We start from the raw sequence: 16,175 nt of genomic DNA, 5'->3' as shown, positions 1-16,175 counted from the left end.
TGGGGTGTGAACCGGGGAAGGATCAAGCGTGTCACGCTATACCGACGGATATTGGTGGTCCAAGGACGGGCTGCGGCTTCATTATCGTGATTATCCCGCCGATCCGGAGCACGCCAGTCGGCCCGCATTGCTCTGCCTGCCCGGTCTCACGCGTAACGCGCGGGACTTTTCGGCCTTGGCCGAGCGGTTATCTGGCCAATGGCGAGTAATTTGCGTGGAATTCCGCGGGCGGGCGGAAAGCGCTTACTCCAAGGACCCGATGACCTATGTCCCGCTGGTCTATGTGCAGGATCTCGAATGCCTGTTCGAAACGATCGGCCTCCACAAGTTCGTGGCGTTTGGCACTTCGCTGGGCGGCATTGTCACCATGCTGCTCGCCGCCAGCCGTCCGGAACGGCTTGCTGGTGCGCTGTTGAACGACATTGGCCCGGTGCTGGAACCCGCCGGACTGGACCGCATCCGCCAGCACACCGGAAGCGGTAGCGCGCATAGCACCTGGGTGCACGCCGCCCGCGCGCTCGCCGACAATAATCGAATGATCTTCCCCGACTATACGCTGGAAGACTGGCTTGCGATGGCCAAGCGCCTCTATCGCCTCAACAGCAGCGGGCGCGTCGTGCTCGATTACGACATGCGCATCGCAGAACCGTTCCGCGTCCCGGGCAACGAGGCGGGCTTCGATCTGTGGCCGACCATGGGGGCTTTCTGGGCCTTTCCCACTCTGATCGTACGCGGCGAACTGTCGGACCTGTTCAGCGATGCGACCGCACAGCGCATGGTGCGCGACATCGGGACCACTGCGGATCTGGTGACCGTCCCCCGCGTCGGCCATGCCCCCACGCTCGACGAGCCGGAGGCGGTGGCGGGCATCGACCGGCTCCTTGCACGTGTTCTCGCCCATGGCTGAACCGGCCGGGCGTACCCCGCGCATACTCCATTGCCACAGTGGCTTTGACTTGGGCGGCAAGGAGGCGCGCGCTGTCCGGCTGATGAATCACTGGGGCGGAAGGCTGCGTCACACGATCCTGAGCGCCATGCCGGACGCCATGGGTGCGCGGGCGATGATTGATCCGTCGGTCCCCTGCACTTTTCCGCAGGATGATCCCGCGAGCGATGCCCCCTCCCTTCAGGGGCTGCCTGCACCCGGCCGCTACTGGCAGTGGGCGCGGTATATGCAGCAGTTCGATCTGGTGCTGAGCTACAACTGGGGATCGATGGACGCGGTGATGGCGCACCGGATGTTTTCTCCCTGGATGCGCTTGCCCCCGCTTATCCATCACGAAGACGGCTTCAACGAGGACGAGGCGCAGGCGCGCAAGCCCAAACGCAACCATTTCCGCCACCTCGCCCTGGCCCGTGCGCACGCTCTGGTTGTCCCGTCGCAGATTTTACGGGGCATCGCGCACGGCGAATGGGGCCAGCCGGAGGCGCGCATTCGCGCTATTCCCAATGGCATTGATGTCGATTCTTATGCCTATCCCGCCGCCCCTGACGCAATCCCTGGCTTTGTACGGCAGCCCGGAAAAATCGTCGTCGGGACCTTGGCGGGGCTGCGTCGGGTCAAGAATTTGGCGCGGCTGGTGCGGGTCGTCGCGCCGCTCGCGGACAGGGTTCAGCTTGTCATCGTCGGGGAGGGGCCCGACCGCGAGGCTATTGCTGCGCAGGCGCGGGCAAGCGGCGTAACCGATGTCCACATGCCCGGCTTTCTGGCCCATCCGGCGCACTTCATGGGACTGTTCGACATTTTTGCGCTGTCCTCCGACAGCGAGCAGTTCCCCATTTCGCTGGTCGAGGCAATGGCCGCGGGCCTTCCCGCTCTGTCCACCGACGTGGGTGACGTCATGGCCATGGTGGCGGAGGAAAACCACGCCTTTGTCATCCCGCGTGACGAAGAATCGCGGATGACGGGGGCACTTGCGCAACTGGTCGATGACGCGCATCTCCGGCGCCGCGTGGGGGCTGCCAACCAAGCCAGGGCGCAGCGCGATTTTGCCGAAACGGTGATGATCGCGCGCTATGCCGCGCTCTACGGAACCGCGCTGAAACAAGGACTTGACTGAGGAAAGTTCGCTTTCCGCGAGTGCGGTTAAAATTTTCATCCGCCCACGGGAAAACTTGCTATAGGCGGAGATCACGGCACCCTGCGGGGTGTAGAAGTTTTAGGAGCAGCAGCGCGTGTTCAAGGGGTTGAAGCCCATCGTCTATGGCGGCCGGGAAGTGTGGCCACTGGTAGAAGGTGGCAAAGGGGTCGCGGTCTCCAATCACAGCAGCTCGGGGGCATGGGCTGCGGCGGGTGGGATCGGCACCGTATCGGCCGTGAATGCCGACAGCTACGATGCGTATGGCCACCCCATCCCGCAAACCTATGCGGGCCGCACACGCCGGGACCGGCACGAGGAGCTGGTTGCCTACGCTATCGAGGGTGCGGTCGAGCAAGTGAAGCGCGCGTTTGAAATTTCCAACGGCAAGGGCGCGATCAACATCAACGTGCTGTGGGAAATGGGCGGCGCGCAGCGGATCCTGCACGGCGTTCTGGAGCGGACGCGCGGTATGGTCGCGGGTGTTACCTGCGGCGCGGGCATGCCTTACAAGCTGTCGGAAATCGCTGCCCAATATGGCGTCAGCTATCTGCCCATCGTCAGTTCCGGCCGCGCCTTCCGCGCGCTGTGGAAGCGCGCCTATTCCAAGGCGGCTGAATGGCTGGCGGCCGTCGTCTACGAAGATCCGTGGCTTGCGGGCGGTCATAATGGTCTGTCTAACGCCGAAGACCCGCTGAAGCCCGAAGATCCCTATCCCCGCGTCAAGGCGTTGCGGGAAACGATGCGCGAAGGCGGCATTTCCGATGATGTGCCGATCGTGATGGCGGGCGGCGTCTGGTATCTGCGCGACTGGAACGACTGGATCGACAATCCGGAACTCGGCACGATTGCCTTCCAGTTTGGCACCCGTCCCCTGCTGACGCAGGAAAGCCCGATCCCGCAGGCGTGGAAGGACAAGCTGACTACGCTGGAGCCGGGCGATATCCTGCTCCACCGTTTTTCGCCGACCGGCTTCTACAGCTCGGCGGTGCGCACGCCGTTTCTGCGCAATCTGGAATCGCGTTCCGAACGGCAGATCGCGTTCAGCCTCGAACAGGCGGGCGACCATACCCACCAGCTCGACGCCGGGGTGAAGGGCAAGAATTTCTGGGTAACGCGCGGCGACCTGATGCGCGCGCGTGAGTGGGTTGGCAGGGGCTATGTCAGCGCGCTCAAGACGCCCGACAACACGCTTGTGTTCGTGACCGACGACGAAAAGGCAATTATCCGCAAGGACCAGACGGACTGCATGGGCTGCCTTTCGCAGTGCGCCTTTTCGAGCTGGATGGACAGCGACACCAACTCGACCGGCCGTCTGGCCGATCCGCGCAGTTTCTGCATCCAGAAGACCCTTCAGGACATTGCCCATGGGGGCGATCCGGAACAGAATCTGATGTTCGCCGGACATGGCGCCTATCGATTCAAGCAGGACCCGTTCTATTCCAACGGCTTCGTCCCTAGCGTCAAACAGCTGGTCGACCGCATCCTGACCGGCGACTGAGGCTCATTTCAGCGTGAAGTCGGCCCAGACCGGCAGGTGATCGGACGCATGGCGCGCTGTCGGGCTGGCATGGACGCCGCAGTCGACCAGGGTTAGCTCGCTGCTGTGCATGATCCGGTCGAGTTGCGCGATCGGGCGACTGGCGTGGTAACTGCGTCCGCACGCCGCGAACGCGTAATGTCGCGCGAAATCGGCAAGGCATCCCCGTGCCGCGCTCCATTCGTTGAGGTCGCCCATCAGCAGCGTCGGCATCGGCGGCAATTGGCTCGCCGAATGGATAATCGCACTCGCCTGCCGCCTCCGCCACAGGCCAGACAGATCGAGATGCATGCCGAAAAGGCGCACGGCCACGCCGTCATGCTCGACTTCCGCCATCACCGCGCCGCGCGGTTCCAGGCAGGGGATGTGCAGCGCCTCGCATCCCGTCACCTGCGCGGTTTTGCGCACCAGCACCGCGTTGCCATGCCAGCCCATGCTGTCGTTCATTCGGTTCAGGGGCACCGCGCGATAGGCGCTGTGATGCTCCAGCAAGGCGGGGGGAATCGCAGCGGCGCGCAATCCGAAGCGACGGTCCGCTTCCTGAAGGGCAACGACATCGGCATCGATCTCCGCCAGCACGGCAAGAATGCGTTCCGGGTTACGGCGGCGGTCGGTACCGATGGCCTTGCGAATATTATAACTGGCGACACGGAGAGTGGAACGGTTCATCGTCCGTAGCAATGCCGCAGTTAAGCCCCTGTTTCCACAGCGCTGCAAAAATAATGTTCCAAACCGCTTCAATAGCGCTGGTGTTCCGTTTATGTTCCCGGTAAATGGAGGATATGGCCAAGCTCAAGAAGAAGTTCGTGTGTCAGCAGTGCGGGTCCGACGCGCCCCGTTGGCAGGGCCAATGCGAGGATTGCGGCGGTTGGAACACGCTGGCCGAGGAATCGGGGGGCACGGTCTTCGCCGCACGCCACGATCTGCACAGCGGGGGCCGTGCGCTTGCACTGAGCAGTCTCGACAGCGCCATAGCCCTGCCGCCGCGTGAAACCACCGGTATTGCCGAACTGGACCGCGCACTGGGCGGCGGGCTGGTGGCCGGATCAGCGACACTCATCGGCGGTGATCCGGGCATCGGCAAGTCGACGCTGCTGCTTCAGGCCGCGGCGCGGATGGCGCTACGCGGGCTGGATGTCGCCTATATCAGCGGCGAGGAAGCGGCCGATCAGGTCCGGTTGCGGGCGCAGCGGCTGGGGCTGGGCAGTGCGCCGGTCCAGCTCGCCAGCGCGACATCGGTGCGCGATATTCTCACAACCTTGAGCAGGGGAGATCCGCCCGCGCTGCTCATCATCGATTCGATCCAGACGATGCACAGCGACCTGATCGAAGGTGCGCCTGGCACGGTCAGTCAGGTGCGCGCATCGGCGCAGGAACTGATCCGTTTTGCGAAGGAACGCGGGACCGCCGTCGTTCTCGTCGGCCATGTAACGAAGGACGGCAGCATCGCCGGACCGCGTGTGCTGGAGCATATGGTCGACACGGTACTGAGCTTCGAAGGGGAACGCAGTCATCAGTATCGCATCTTGCGTGCGATCAAGAACCGCTTCGGGGGAACCGATGAAATCGGCGTGTTCGCGATGGCGGAGCAGGGACTGGAGGAGGTCGAGAATCCCTCGGCGCTGTTCCTCACCCATCGCGACGAGAATGTGACCGGCGCGACGGTGTTCCCTGCGCTGGAAGGCACACGCCCGGTGTTGGTGGAGATTCAGGCGCTGACGGTGCGGCTGGCGAGTGGCGCAACGCCCCGGCGCGCTGTGGTCGGCTGGGATAGCGGTCGCCTTGCGATGATCCTGGCGGTATTGGAGGCGCGCTGCGGGCTCAGCTTTGCAACGTGCGAGGTCTATCTCAACATTGCCGGGGGCTACCGCATTTCCGACCCAGCGGCCGATCTCGCGGTGGCAGCGGCGCTGGTTTCGGCGTTGTCGGAACGACCGGTGCCGGCGAACGCCGTATACTTCGGCGAACTGGCGTTGTCGGGCGAAATCCGGCCCGTCGCCCATTCGGCGCTGCGCTTGCGCGAATCGGCCAAGCTTGGATTCGAGCGGGCGATGACACCCGCGAATGTGGCGCAGGAAAAGGACAGCGGCGGCATGCGCGTAGAGGGCTATCGCACTCTCGCTCTCTATGTTGACCAGATGCTGGGGCGCGGGTAGCGGTCAACCTCATGAGTGCGCTCGACATGGTCATGCTTCTAGTGCTGGGCGGCTGCGCGCTGTTCGGCTTCTCGCGTGGTTTTGTGCAGGAGGTGCTTTCGCTGTTGGCCTGGGTACTGGCGGTGTTCGCCGTACGCCTGTTCCTTGCGCCGGTCAGCGATCTTGTCGGCACGGTGATGGGGCAGGGCAACGCCGCCGCCATCGCTTCGTTCGCGCTGCTGTTCGGCGTTGCTTATGTCGGCGGACGCCTGCTGGCCCGCCGCGCGGGCAATCGGATGCGGACTTCGGTGCTGGGTCCGGTCGACCGGGTGCTCGGCGCGGGTTTCGGCGCGCTCAAGGGGCTGATCGGGATGACGCTCGTGTTCCTTGCCTTCACTCTTGCCTACGGAACATTGTTCGGCAATCGCGACGCGGATCTTCCCGTCTGGATGACATCGGCGCGCAGCTATCCGCTGCTCCGCGCGAGTGGCGACGCGATGAGCCAGTTTGTGCGCGAGCGTAATACGCCCGATCCCTTAGCGGCCAGTAGCGTCGATTAGGACGGAGCGCCTTTGCCCTTTCCATTGCGGGCCTTAGCCCCTAACTGACAGACATGTCCGCGCCGCTTTACAATTCCGAGATCCTGCGTCTCGCGGCGAACATCCCGCACCATCATCGGCTTGCCCAGCCGGACGCCACCGTCGAGCGCCGCTCGCCAACCTGCGGCAGCCGGGTGACGGTCGACGTGCGCCTTCGCGAAGATGGCGCGCTCGGTGATCTGGGGATGGAAGTGCGCGCCTGCGCGCTCGGACAGGCTTCCGCCGCGTTGATGGCGGGGCACGCGCCGGGCCTCGATGGCGCCGCGCTCGACAAGGCCGCCGGTTGCCTGCGCGCCCTGCTGCTCGGTGAGAGCGACGATACTGACTTCTGGCCCGGCGTTGCTGTTCTTGCCCGTGCCCGCGATTATCCGGCACGCCATCCGTCCATTCTGCTGGCGTTCGATGCAGTTGCCGAAGCGGTTCGTCTGGCCCGGTCGCAGGGTGCGGCTGCCTGATGCAGGACGCTGCTCCCACCGCCACCAGTCTGATCCTGAGCGAGGGCGTTATCCTTCTGGGTTTCGCGACCGTTTTCGTGCTGCTTTTCCGCCGCCTCGGGCTGGGTGCGGTGCTCGGCTACCTGATCGCGGGAGCGCTGGTCGGCCCGCATGGGCTGGCGCTGGTGGGCGGCGGCGAATCGAAACTCGACATCGCGGAGATCGGCATCGTCCTGCTGATGTTTATCGTCGGTCTGGAACTGCATCCGGCACGCCTCTGGCGGCTGAAGCGCGACATCTTTGGTCTGGGCCTCTCGCAGGTCGTGGTGGCAGGGCTCGTTTTGTCGACGCTCCTTTATTTCGGCACCGCGTTTACCGGCGGGGCTGCGCTGGCGCTTGGTCTGCCGCTCGCTTTGTCGTCCACGGCGCAGGTGCTGCCGGGATTGAAGAACAGCGGGCGCATCAACTCGCCTTTCGGGGAAAAGGCGTTTTCGATCCTGCTGTTCCAGGATCTCTCGATCGTCCCGCTCATCACCATCATCGCGGCACTGTCGCGCAATCCGGCCGACGTCGGCGGGCCGCCCGGCTGGATGCTGGCACTTTACACCGTCGCCGCGATTGCCGCGCTGGTGCTCGCCGGACGCTTCGTGCTCCGCCCGGTGTTGCACATCGTCGGCAAGCTGGGCGAACGGGAATTGTTCGTCGTCGTCGGCTTGTTCACGGTCATCGCCAGCGCCGCGCTGATGCACAGTCTGCACCTGTCGACCGCACTGGGCGCGTTTGTCGCGGGCGTGATCCTCGCTGATTCGCCCTATCGGCACGAGATCGAGGCGGACGTCGAGCCATTCCGGTCCATCCTGCTCGGACTGTTCTTCCTCGCGGTAGGCATGGTGCTGGATGTCGACGCCGTGCTCGCCAATCCCCTGTTCGTCCTAACCATGGCGGCGACGCTGGTGGCGGTAAAAGTGGCTGTGGTCTGGGTCCTTGCTCGGCTATTCGGATTTGGCGGTAAACCGGCTCTCGCACTGGGTCTGTTGCTGAGCCAGGGCGGCGAGTTCGGTTTCGTCCTGTTCGGTCAGGCGCGCGACGCGCTGCTCATCCGCCCGGAAGCCGCCAGCCTGTTCAGCGCCGTCGTCACTCTCTCGATGGCGACGACGCCGTTCCTGATGCTGTTCGCCCGAAGGCTCGAATTTGCCAAACCGCGTGCCGGACAGCTCGACGGACCGGAAGACAGCGAGCAGGGCGACGCCATCATCATCGGCTATGGCCGCTTCGGCCAGACGGTCGCGCAAATGCTGATGGGCAAAGGCTTCCGGTTGACTCTTGTCGACCGCAAACCCGCGCAAATCGAGCTTTCCAGCAAATTCGAGGCGAAAGTCTATTATGGCGATGGAACGCGCATCGATCTGCTCCGCCGGGCCGGTGCAGAGGAGGCGCGACTGATTGTCTTTTGCATCGACGACCCCTCGCTGGACGCCGCGCAGTTGCAGCCGGTGATGGAGGCGTTCCCCCAAGCCGCAATCCTTGTCCGGGTGTTTGACCGGCGTCATTTGCTGCGTCTTCGTCCCCTCGAACTGGCCGGGGTCATGCGCGAAGTCCACGAATCGGCCATTGCCATGGGGATCCTTGCGCTCAAGGAACTGGGCGTGGACGATGAAGATATTGGCGAGGTCGAACAGCAATATCGCGAGAACGACAAGGCCAGGCTTGACGTGCAGCAGGAACATGGCCTGATGGCGGGCAAGCATATGATGTACCGGCCAGGCCGCGAAATGGTCCTGCGCTCGCGGGAAAATACGGGGGAGGACGCATAATGATCGGTGTGTTAGCGGCCCTGAGCGCGGCGCTTGCCATTGCCGCTGGAGCATTCGGCGCCCATGGCGCGAGCGGCCCGCAGGCGGCGGAGTGGTTGCGCACGGGCGGGATGTATCAGCTTGTTCACGCGGTTGCGGCGCTGGTGGTTTTGCCCTTGGCGCGCGGTCCCGCCATGCTGATGCTCATCGGCGCGCTGATCTTCGCAGGGACGCTGTATCTGATGGCACTGGGTGGTCCGCGCTGGCTGGGCGCGATTACGCCGATCGGCGGTTCGGCGCTGATCGCCGCGTGGCTTTGGGCAGGATGGCTTTACTGGCGGGCGTGATGCCTTATCGCCCCGCCGTCCGCTCCTCATCCAGAAACGCAGCCACGTCGCCCAGGTCGACATCCTTTGCCAAGAACGTCTGCCCGATCCCGCGCGCCAAGAGGAAGGGGAGCTTGCCCGCAGCCATCTTCTTGTCGTGGAGCATATGCGTGACGAGGGCCGCACCTGACGCGTCTATCCCTGCACTCGCCAGCCCATGAGGGAGCCCGGCGTCGCGCAGATGCGCGGCGACCCTCTCGCTATCCTGCGCGGAACACAAACCGATTCGTGTTGAATAGCGGAATGCCAGCGCCATGCCTGCCGCCACACCCTCCCCGTGCAGAAGGCGGTCGGAAAAGCCCATCTCCGCCTCCAGCGCATGGCCGAAGGTATGCCCCAGGTTGAGCAGCGCGCGCCGTCCGCTCGTCTCGCGCTCATCGTCACCCACGATCGCGGCTTTGGCACGTACGCTGGTGACAATCGCGTGCGCGCGCGCCGCACTGTCTCCCGCGAGCAGTTCGGCCCCATGCGCCTCGCAATATTCGAAGAACGCGAAGTCGTCGATCAGGCCATATTTCACCACCTCCGCGTAGCCAGCGCGAACATCACGCGGCGGCAGCGTATCGAGGCTCGTCGGGTCGATCAGCACGAAAGCGGGCTGATAGAACGCACCAACGAGATTCTTGCCCGCTGGCGTGTTGATCGCGGTCTTGCCGCCCACCGAGCTGTCGACCTGCGCCAACAACGTCGTGGGCACCTGCACGAACGAACAGCCGCGCTTCAGGATCGATGCCGCAAAACCCACAAGATCGCCGATTACCCCGCCGCCCAGCGCGATGATATGGTCCGCGCGCTCCACTTCCAGCGCCAGCAGCCGGTCGGTCAATGCGGCCAGATGTTCCCAGCTTTTCGTACTCTCCCCGGCCGGAAGGACGATCGCTTCCACCCGCACGCCGGCACTCGCAAGGCTGCTTTCGAGCCTTGGCAGATGGGCCACAGCGACGTTCTGGTCGGTCACGACGACCAGTCGGCCCGTGCGCGCAAACCGGGCGAGGTGCTGGCCCGCCCGGTCAAGCGCGCCTTCCTCCACAAGAATGTCATAGCTGCGGTCCGCCAGCGCGACGGGAATGAGTGTCATGAGGAAGCGGCTTTCACGGTAAATTCGGGCGAGGCAAGAGCCTGGATAATGGCATCTACGGTCACTTCATGGGGTGTGGCGCTGCTAGTGATGTGCACCGGCGCGAGCGCGTAGACGGGGTTGCGTTGTTCAGCGAGGGCGGTGAGTACGGTGCGTGCGTCCTTGCCCTGAAGCATCGGACGCGTGTCGCGACGTCCGACCCGCTCGACCAGAACGTTGATATCGGCATCCAGCCAGATCGCGATACCGCGTTCCAGGATCAGCGCGCGGGTTTCTGCGTTCATGAAAGCGCCGCCGCCCGTCGCTATCACCTGCCGCTCCTGTTCGAGCAAGCGGGCGATGACGCGCCGCTCGCCATCGCGAAAATTCTCCTCGCCGAAACGGGCGAAGATATCGCTGATGGTCATGCCCGCCGCCTTTTCGATCTCCTCGTCGGCATCGACGAAGGGAAGGTGGAGGCGCAGGGCGAGTCGACGACCAATGGTAGACTTGCCCACGCCCATCATACCGATGAGCACGATCGGGCGATTGTCGGTCGCGTCGGAGGATTTGCTGTTTGCCTGCATGCTGCGCGCGGCTATACAGCCAGCCGTGTCAGGGTCAAAATGAGTTCTTACCCTGGAAGAGCAACTCCCCATCGCCGCGCCGGGTGCGCGCAGGAAACCGTTGGACATGAAGATCAAGAGAAGCAGCAGCGTTTTCGATTCTCCCCGCCGTCGCAGTTCGGTGCGCCTGCCGATCATCCCCATTGCCGTGATCGTCGTCGTGATCGCGCTTCTGATGCTGCTGTGGTCGCGAGGCGGGGAAAAGCCGCAGACCCGCGTTGAGAAAGCCATTCCCGCCGAGAAACTGGGCAAATAAGGGGCGGTCATGCGAGTGAGTGCGCGAATTCGCTGGACGTTGGGCGTCGCCGCATTGGGGCTCGCATTGCCGGTCGTCGCGCAGAAGTCGCCTACTTCGTTGCTGCCCCCCGGCTTTGGCGAGCCTGATAGCAGCCCTGCTCCACAGACCGAACCGACCCCTTCCTCCCCACGTCCAGCTTCCACCACACCCGGCGCGACACCCAATCTCAGGCTCGACATGAGCGCGATCACCGGCGCGCCTGCTCCGGCGACCAACGCGGCGGGAGAGTCGGAGGACGACGAGGAGCTGACTCCCGAAGAACTGGCCGAACAACAGGCGAAATACGATCTACCGGAGACCGCGCGGCGTTCGCTCGATCGAATCGGTCCGTTGACCCCTGCAACCGGCGGCATCCCGGCCAATGGTTTCGGCCGCCAGTCCGGACAGTTCCTTGCGACACTGATGCGGGTGAGCCGCGCACCGTTCGTCTCGCGCTGGGGATCGATCCTGCTGCGCCGCGTGCTGCTATCACAGACCGACACGCCCGGAGATATCGGCGGCGCGGAATGGGCCGCCGAGCGCGCTTGGCTGCTGGTGCGCATGGGCGAGGCGGATGCCGCGCGCCTCGTTGTGCAGAGCGTCGACAACGACCAATTCACGCCCCGCCTCTACGCGGTGGCGATGCAGACCTATCTGGCCAGCGCCGACCCCACCGGCCTGTGCCCGCTTTACGAACGCGCCGCCGCCGACAGCACATCGCCGAGCTGGCAGATGGCCCACGCGATGTGCGCGTCCTTCTCCGCTGACCAGGGTACCGCGAGCGCCCTCCTGAACGAGGCCCAACGGCGCGGTCGCGTGACCGGCATCGACTATCGCCTGACGGAAAAGGTCGTAGGCGCGGGCGCCAACTCCCGGCGCTCGGTCAAGATCGAGTGGGACGGCGTCGATCAACTGACCGCGTGGCGTTACGGCCTTGCGACGGCGATGAATGTCGATATTCCGCCCGCGCTCATGAACAGCGCCGGATCGCATGTCCGCGCGTGGCAGGCAAGCGCACCGATGCTCTCGCTGCCCACGCGTTTGCCCGCAGTCGAGGCGGCGGCGCGTCTCGGCGTGTTCTCCAGCAGTGCGCTGGTCGATTTCTACAGCCAGCTCGCCGCCGACGAAAGCGCACCTGACGAGTTCCGTGATCGGTCCGATGCGTTGCGCGCGGCCTATGCAGGCGGCACCATTGGTGACCGCGTCGAAGCCATGCGCAAGCTCTGGGGCGGCTCGGGCGAGGCTGCACACTTCGTGGGTCTGTTGGCGACCGCGCGGGCCGCTGCCGCGCTGCCGGTTGCCGATGCCGACCCGGCCGATGTCAACGCGCTTGTCGCCGCGATGCTGAGCGCGGGCTATGACAATAACGCCGCCAACTGGTCGCGCGCTGTAGCCGCAGGCCAGGATGATGCGACGGCCGATGGCTGGGCGATGCTGGCAGTCGGCGCACCACGGCTGGTGGTGGACATCACGCCGGGGCGGGCAGGCAACTATGCCGAGGGACGTGGGGTCAAGGGGCAGTTTCTGATTGCGGGGCTGGCCGGTCTTGCGCGCATCGGCGGCGCGGAAGCCGCCCAGCTTGCCGCCGACAACGGGTTCAGCCTCCAGCCGCGCTCGTTGTGGGAACGGGCGATCGACGCTGCCGCGCAGCGCGGAGAACCGGGAACCGTTGCCCTGCTGGCGGCCATCGGGATGCAGGTGACCGACTGGCGCCGCATGCCCGCCGAGCATCTCTACCATATCGTCAGCGCGTTGCATCGCGTCGGCCTCGATCCCGAAGCGCGCATGATCGCCGCCGAAGCGATCATGCGGACCTGAACGATGGCGGACGGGGCGCAGGCTATGCCGACCGGCTCCGACCGTGACCTGATCGATCGCTTCGCCGAAATGCTGACCGCCGAGCAGGGCGTCGCGCGCAATACGCTGATCGCCTATCGCACCGACCTTGAATCCGCATCGGCCATTGTTGGAGGCCTGGCGGATGCCGACACGGCCGCACTCGCGAAATTGCAGGACGCCTGGGCACCGCTTGCCCCCTCCAGCGTGGCCCGCAAATTGTCGGCCATCCGCCGCTTCTACACCTTTCTCGAGGAAGAGGGGCACCGCGCCGACAATCCGGCAACGGCTCTGGTACGTCCGGGTACACGCCGACCTCTGCCCAAGATCCTGACTCTCACGGAAGTGGACGCGCTGTTCGTGGTGCTGGAAGAGCGCGCCACCAAGGAGCCGCCCGCACTGCTCGACCTGCGTCTGCTTGCGCTGGTGGAACTGCTTTATGGGTCGGGCCTGCGCGCGACCGAACTGGTCTCGCTACCGCGCCATGCCGTCCATCCAGACAGACCGTTCCTGATCCTGAAGGGCAAGGGCGGGCGGGAACGCCTCGTCCCCATCTCGGACCGTGCGCGCCAGGCCGTCGCCCGCTGGGGAGCTCATGTCCCCAAGGACAGCCCCTGGCTTTTCCCTTCGGGCAAGAGCCATGTGAGCCGCGTTCGCCTGTTCCAGATGGTGCGCGCGCTCGCCGCATCGGCCGGCATTCAACCCGAACGGGTCAGTCCGCATGTGCTGCGCCATGCCTTTGCCACTCATCTGCTGAGCGGCGGGGCGGATCTGCGTGCCTTACAGACAATGCTGGGTCATGCCGACATCGGAACGACGCAGATCTATACCCATGTCGACAGCGCTCGCCTCGTCGAACTGGTCAACAGCCGTCATCCGCTCGTTGACCTGAAGCGCGGGGCGTCCTAACGCCAGGGCATGGTTACGTTCCTCGATTTTGAAAAGCCGGTCGCCGCTCTGGAAGCGCGCATTTCCGAACTGCGCGAAACCGCGCAATCGGGCGAAATGGATATCGACGCGGAGATTGCCAAGCTGCAGCAGCGCTCGGACAAGATGCTGCGCGATACCTATGCGAAGCTGACCCCTTGGCAGAAGACGCAGGTGGCCCGGCATCCGGATCGTCCGCATTTCAAGCATTATGTGTCGGGCCTGTTTTCGGAATTCATCCCCCTTGCGGGTGATCGCGCCTTTGGAGACGATCAGGCGATTCTCGGCGGATTCGCGCGGCTGGGCAAGCGTCGCGTCATGGTCATCGGTCATGAAAAAGGCGATGACACGGCATCGCGCCTGCGCCACAATTTCGGGATGGGCAAACCAGAGGGCTACCGCAAGGCCATCCGCCTGATGGAACTGGCGGATCGCTTTGGCCTGCCAGTCGTGACACTGGTGGATACATCGGGCGCCTTTCCCGGCGTGCAGGCCGAAGAGCGGGGGCAGGCGGAAGCCATTGCCCGCTCGACCGAGCAATGTCTGGCGCTGGGCGTGCCGATGGTCGCGGCAATTGTCGGGGAAGGCGGATCGGGCGGCGCGATTGCGCTGGCGGCGGCAAACCGCGTGCTGATGTTCGAGCACGCGGTCTACTCCGTCATTTCACCGGAAGGTTGCGCCTCGATCCTCTGGCGCACAGCCGAAAAGGCGAGCGAAGCCGCCGCCGCGATGCAAGTGACGGCGCAGGACCTCAATGCCCTCAACGTCATCGATCGCATTGTGCCCGAGCCCGCTGGCGGTGCGCACCGCGACCCGGCGGGGGCCATTGCTGCGTTGGGTCAGGCAATTTCCGAGGAGCTGGACAGTCTCACGCGGCTCGATGCCAAGGCCCTCCGCAATGGTCGTGCGGAAAAGTTCCTTGCCATGGGCGGCTGATCCGCGAAAGATGGCACGGCCCTGGAACCCCAGGGCGTTGATACGGTTCTGCTGACAATGTGGGAGGAAGCGGAATGATGAACAAACGCGTCAGCGTATGCGCAGTGTTGGTTCTGGCGGCGGCATGCGGATCGGTCGTGTCGGGCAAGCCCAAAGAGCTGCAACTCGCAACATCCATCAGCGCGAAGGACAAAGCGGAAGGCGCGAAAGCCCATCCCGAACTGCTCAATGAATTCGGCGGTGCGTACAAAGGCCCGCAAGCGGCCTATGTTACGGCGGTCGGTCGCAAGATCGCCAGCCAGTCGAGCCTGTCGAATGTGCAAAGCGATTTCACCGTCACCCTGCTGAACTCGTCGGTTAACAACGCCTTCGCGATCCCTGGCGGCTATGTGTACATTACGCGGCAGTTGATGGCGCTCTGCAATGACGAAGCGGAGATGGCCGGTGTTCTGGGCCATGAAGTTGGCCATGTCGCAGCGATGCACAGTCAGCGACGCCAGAAGGCGGCAACGCGCACGGCGATCGGGGGCGTCCTGCTTCAGGTCCTGACCGGCGCGGTACTTGGCGATTCGACAATCGGCGGCCTGCTGCAGAAAGGGATCGGCAGCGGCGCCCAGCTTCTCACTCTTAAATTTTCACGCTCACAGGAATATGAGGCGGATGATCTGGGCGTTCGATACCTGACCAAGGCGGGCTATGATCCCAAGGCCTTGTCGAGCATGCTCGCCTCGCTAGCGGCGCAAAGCGCCCTCGATTCGCGGGCGTCAGGGCAGTCCGGCACCGTGCCCGAATGGGCGAGCACGCACCCCGATCCTGCGTCGCGTGTTGCTCGCGCGTTGCAGAACGCGAAGGCCACCGGGTCCGCCAACACGCTGCGTAACCGGGATCCCTTCCTCAATGCGCTGAACGGTGTGCTGTATGGCGATGATCCGCAGCAGGGGATCGTCGATCGTGCCCGATTCGTGCATCCGGAGCTGAAGATCGGCTTTACGGCTCCTACGGGGTACGGCATGTCGAACGGCACCAGCGCCGTCAGCATCGCTGGATCGGGCGGTCAGGCACAATTTACGGGCGCCGCTTATGCGGGCGATCTCGACGCCTATGTCCGCTCGGCCTTTGCCGCGCTGGCCAAGGATGGAAGCGTCAGCGGTGGCACGGTCAACCGAACGACTGTAAATGGCATACCCGCCGCGTTTTCTACCGCCCGCGCGAACACCCAGTCAGGACAGGTCGACGTAACAATCTTCGCTTATGAAATGGGGCCGCAGACCGCCTATCACTTCGTCTTGCTAGCGCCAGCGGGGCAGGGGGTCGGGCCGTTCAACGCGATGGTGCAATCCTTCCGCCGCCTTTCCACCCAGGAGGCCGCCGCAATCCAGCCGCGCAAAATATCCGTAGTGACGGTCAAATCCGGTGACACGGTGGCGACGCTCGCTGCGCGCATGGCCTATAATGATCTCAAGACCGAACGCTTTCTGACTTTGAACGGCCTTACCGCGTCCTCGAAGCTGTCCAATGGGCAGCGGGTCAAGCTCGTGACCTATTGAACAG

The 16,175-nt window shown here is 64.4% G+C and carries 16 protein-coding genes; 13 read left to right on the top strand and 3 right to left on the bottom strand.

The genetic code is table 11. From position 1 onward, the window contains the following. Positions 1–28: 28 nt before the first annotated feature. The 3 genes from FHS92_RS01560 to FHS92_RS01550 all read left to right on the top strand — a co-directional run bounded on the left by FHS92_RS01560 (position 29) and on the right by FHS92_RS01550 (position 3,579). Complete coding sequence (locus FHS92_RS01560; protein WP_184076890.1) at positions 29–907, top strand: alpha/beta fold hydrolase; 879 nt, start codon at positions 29–31, stop codon at positions 905–907. Further along, complete coding sequence (locus FHS92_RS01555; RefSeq protein WP_184076888.1) at positions 900–2,060, top strand: glycosyltransferase family 4 protein; 1,161 nt, start codon at positions 900–902, stop codon at positions 2,058–2,060. Before FHS92_RS01560 ends, FHS92_RS01555 begins: the two co-directional genes overlap by 8 nt. Positions 2,061–2,175: 115 nt before the next feature. Beyond that, a complete protein-coding gene (locus FHS92_RS01550) occupies positions 2,176–3,579 on the top strand; it encodes a nitronate monooxygenase (RefSeq protein ID WP_184076886.1) in 1,404 nt (467 codons plus the stop codon). 3 nt (positions 3,580–3,582) lie between these two features. Here FHS92_RS01550 and FHS92_RS01545 read toward each other — a convergent pair whose 3' ends face one another. Further along, the gene (locus FHS92_RS01545; RefSeq protein ID WP_184076884.1) at positions 3,583–4,287 is read right to left on the bottom strand and encodes an endonuclease/exonuclease/phosphatase family protein; all 705 of its coding nucleotides are present in this window, start codon (positions 4,285–4,287) and stop codon (positions 3,583–3,585) included. A 113-nt stretch (positions 4,288–4,400) separates the two neighbouring features. Here FHS92_RS01545 and radA point away from each other — a divergent pair, with 113 nt between their 5' ends. Genes radA through FHS92_RS01520 form a run of 5 tightly spaced genes read left to right on the top strand, consistent with a single transcriptional unit; the run spans position 4,401 to position 8,926 of the window. Beyond that, on the top strand, positions 4,401–5,774 hold the full coding sequence (gene radA, locus FHS92_RS01540; RefSeq protein WP_184076882.1) for a DNA repair protein RadA: 1,374 nt from the start codon (positions 4,401–4,403) through the stop codon (positions 5,772–5,774). A gap of 11 nt (positions 5,775–5,785) precedes the next feature. After that, entirely contained in the window at positions 5,786–6,313 is a 528-nt protein-coding gene (locus tag FHS92_RS01535; RefSeq protein ID WP_184076880.1) for a CvpA family protein, read from the top strand. 53 nt (positions 6,314–6,366) lie between these two features. After that, on the top strand, positions 6,367–6,807 hold the full coding sequence (locus tag FHS92_RS01530) for an iron-sulfur cluster assembly scaffold protein (protein ID WP_184076878.1): 441 nt from the start codon (positions 6,367–6,369) through the stop codon (positions 6,805–6,807). After that, positions 6,807–8,600 carry a cation:proton antiporter domain-containing protein gene (locus FHS92_RS01525; RefSeq protein ID WP_184076876.1) on the top strand — a complete coding sequence of 598 codons (1,794 nt, stop codon included), beginning with the start codon at positions 6,807–6,809 and terminating at the stop codon, positions 8,598–8,600. The genes FHS92_RS01530 and FHS92_RS01525 overlap by 1 nt, the downstream gene beginning before the upstream one ends. After that, positions 8,600–8,926, top strand: coding sequence for a DUF423 domain-containing protein (locus FHS92_RS01520; protein WP_184076874.1), 327 nt, complete (start codon positions 8,600–8,602; stop codon positions 8,924–8,926). Before FHS92_RS01525 ends, FHS92_RS01520 begins: the two co-directional genes overlap by 1 nt. A gap of 4 nt (positions 8,927–8,930) precedes the next feature. Here the strand turns inward: FHS92_RS01520 and aroB are convergent, their stop codons facing one another. Together aroB and FHS92_RS01510 are read right to left on the bottom strand one after the other, a co-directional pair. Then, positions 8,931–10,043, bottom strand: coding sequence for a 3-dehydroquinate synthase (aroB, locus tag FHS92_RS01515; RefSeq protein WP_184076872.1), 1,113 nt, complete (start codon positions 10,041–10,043; stop codon positions 8,931–8,933). After that, complete coding sequence (locus tag FHS92_RS01510) at positions 10,040–10,609, bottom strand: shikimate kinase (protein WP_184078676.1); 570 nt, start codon at positions 10,607–10,609, stop codon at positions 10,040–10,042. The genes aroB and FHS92_RS01510 overlap by 4 nt, the downstream gene beginning before the upstream one ends. A 106-nt stretch (positions 10,610–10,715) precedes the next feature. Between FHS92_RS01510 and FHS92_RS01505 the strand changes: the two genes are divergently transcribed. The 5 genes from FHS92_RS01505 to FHS92_RS01485 all read left to right on the top strand — a co-directional run bounded on the left by FHS92_RS01505 (position 10,716) and on the right by FHS92_RS01485 (position 16,171). Beyond that, positions 10,716–10,904 carry a hypothetical protein gene (locus FHS92_RS01505; protein WP_184076870.1) on the top strand — a complete coding sequence of 63 codons (189 nt, stop codon included), beginning with the start codon at positions 10,716–10,718 and terminating at the stop codon, positions 10,902–10,904. Between the two features lie 9 nt (positions 10,905–10,913). Further along, a complete protein-coding gene (locus FHS92_RS01500; protein WP_184076868.1) occupies positions 10,914–12,743 on the top strand; it encodes a hypothetical protein in 1,830 nt (609 codons plus the stop codon). 3 nt (positions 12,744–12,746) lie between these two features. Further along, positions 12,747–13,670 (top strand): tyrosine recombinase, encoded by a 924-nt coding sequence (locus FHS92_RS01495; RefSeq protein ID WP_184076866.1) that lies wholly within the window; start codon positions 12,747–12,749, stop codon positions 13,668–13,670. A gap of 9 nt (positions 13,671–13,679) precedes the next feature. Next, positions 13,680–14,624: an acetyl-CoA carboxylase carboxyltransferase subunit alpha gene (locus tag FHS92_RS01490; protein WP_184076864.1), complete on the top strand. Its 945-nt coding sequence runs from the start codon at positions 13,680–13,682 to the stop codon at positions 14,622–14,624. Positions 14,625–14,698: 74 nt separating this feature from the next. Then, entirely contained in the window at positions 14,699–16,171 is a 1,473-nt protein-coding gene (locus FHS92_RS01485) for a M48 family metalloprotease (protein ID WP_425506216.1), read from the top strand. The last annotated feature ends 4 nt before the right edge of the window (positions 16,172–16,175 follow it).

This window comes from Sphingobium subterraneum, from assembly GCF_014199435.1.
GTDB lineage: Bacteria > Pseudomonadota > Alphaproteobacteria > Sphingomonadales > Sphingomonadaceae > Sphingobium > Sphingobium subterraneum.
This window is presented reverse-complemented; position numbering and strand designations above follow the sequence as displayed.

Excerpts from the sequence above, each read along its gene's own strand:
- FHS92_RS01555 (WP_184076888.1), top strand. The coding sequence starts at position 900 with ATGGCTGAACCGGCCGGGCGTACCCCGCGCATACTCCATTGCCACAGT.
- FHS92_RS01545 (WP_184076884.1), bottom strand. The coding sequence starts at position 4,287 with ATGAACCGTTCCACTCTCCGTGTCGCCAGTTATAATATTCGCAAGGCC.
- radA (WP_184076882.1), top strand. The coding sequence starts at position 4,401 with ATGGCCAAGCTCAAGAAGAAGTTCGTGTGTCAGCAGTGCGGGTCCGAC.
- FHS92_RS01535 (WP_184076880.1), top strand. The coding sequence starts at position 5,786 with ATGAGTGCGCTCGACATGGTCATGCTTCTAGTGCTGGGCGGCTGCGCG.
- FHS92_RS01530 (WP_184076878.1), top strand. The coding sequence starts at position 6,367 with ATGTCCGCGCCGCTTTACAATTCCGAGATCCTGCGTCTCGCGGCGAAC.
- FHS92_RS01525 (WP_184076876.1), top strand. The coding sequence starts at position 6,807 with ATGCAGGACGCTGCTCCCACCGCCACCAGTCTGATCCTGAGCGAGGGC.
- FHS92_RS01520 (WP_184076874.1), top strand. The coding sequence starts at position 8,600 with ATGATCGGTGTGTTAGCGGCCCTGAGCGCGGCGCTTGCCATTGCCGCT.
- aroB (WP_184076872.1), bottom strand. The coding sequence starts at position 10,043 with ATGACACTCATTCCCGTCGCGCTGGCGGACCGCAGCTATGACATTCTT.
- FHS92_RS01510 (WP_184078676.1), bottom strand. The coding sequence starts at position 10,609 with ATGCAGGCAAACAGCAAATCCTCCGACGCGACCGACAATCGCCCGATC.
- FHS92_RS01505 (WP_184076870.1), top strand. The coding sequence starts at position 10,716 with ATGAAGATCAAGAGAAGCAGCAGCGTTTTCGATTCTCCCCGCCGTCGC.
- FHS92_RS01500 (WP_184076868.1), top strand. The coding sequence starts at position 10,914 with ATGCGAGTGAGTGCGCGAATTCGCTGGACGTTGGGCGTCGCCGCATTG.
- FHS92_RS01495 (WP_184076866.1), top strand. The coding sequence starts at position 12,747 with ATGGCGGACGGGGCGCAGGCTATGCCGACCGGCTCCGACCGTGACCTG.
- FHS92_RS01490 (WP_184076864.1), top strand. The coding sequence starts at position 13,680 with ATGGTTACGTTCCTCGATTTTGAAAAGCCGGTCGCCGCTCTGGAAGCG.
- FHS92_RS01485 (WP_425506216.1), top strand. The coding sequence starts at position 14,699 with ATGATGAACAAACGCGTCAGCGTATGCGCAGTGTTGGTTCTGGCGGCG.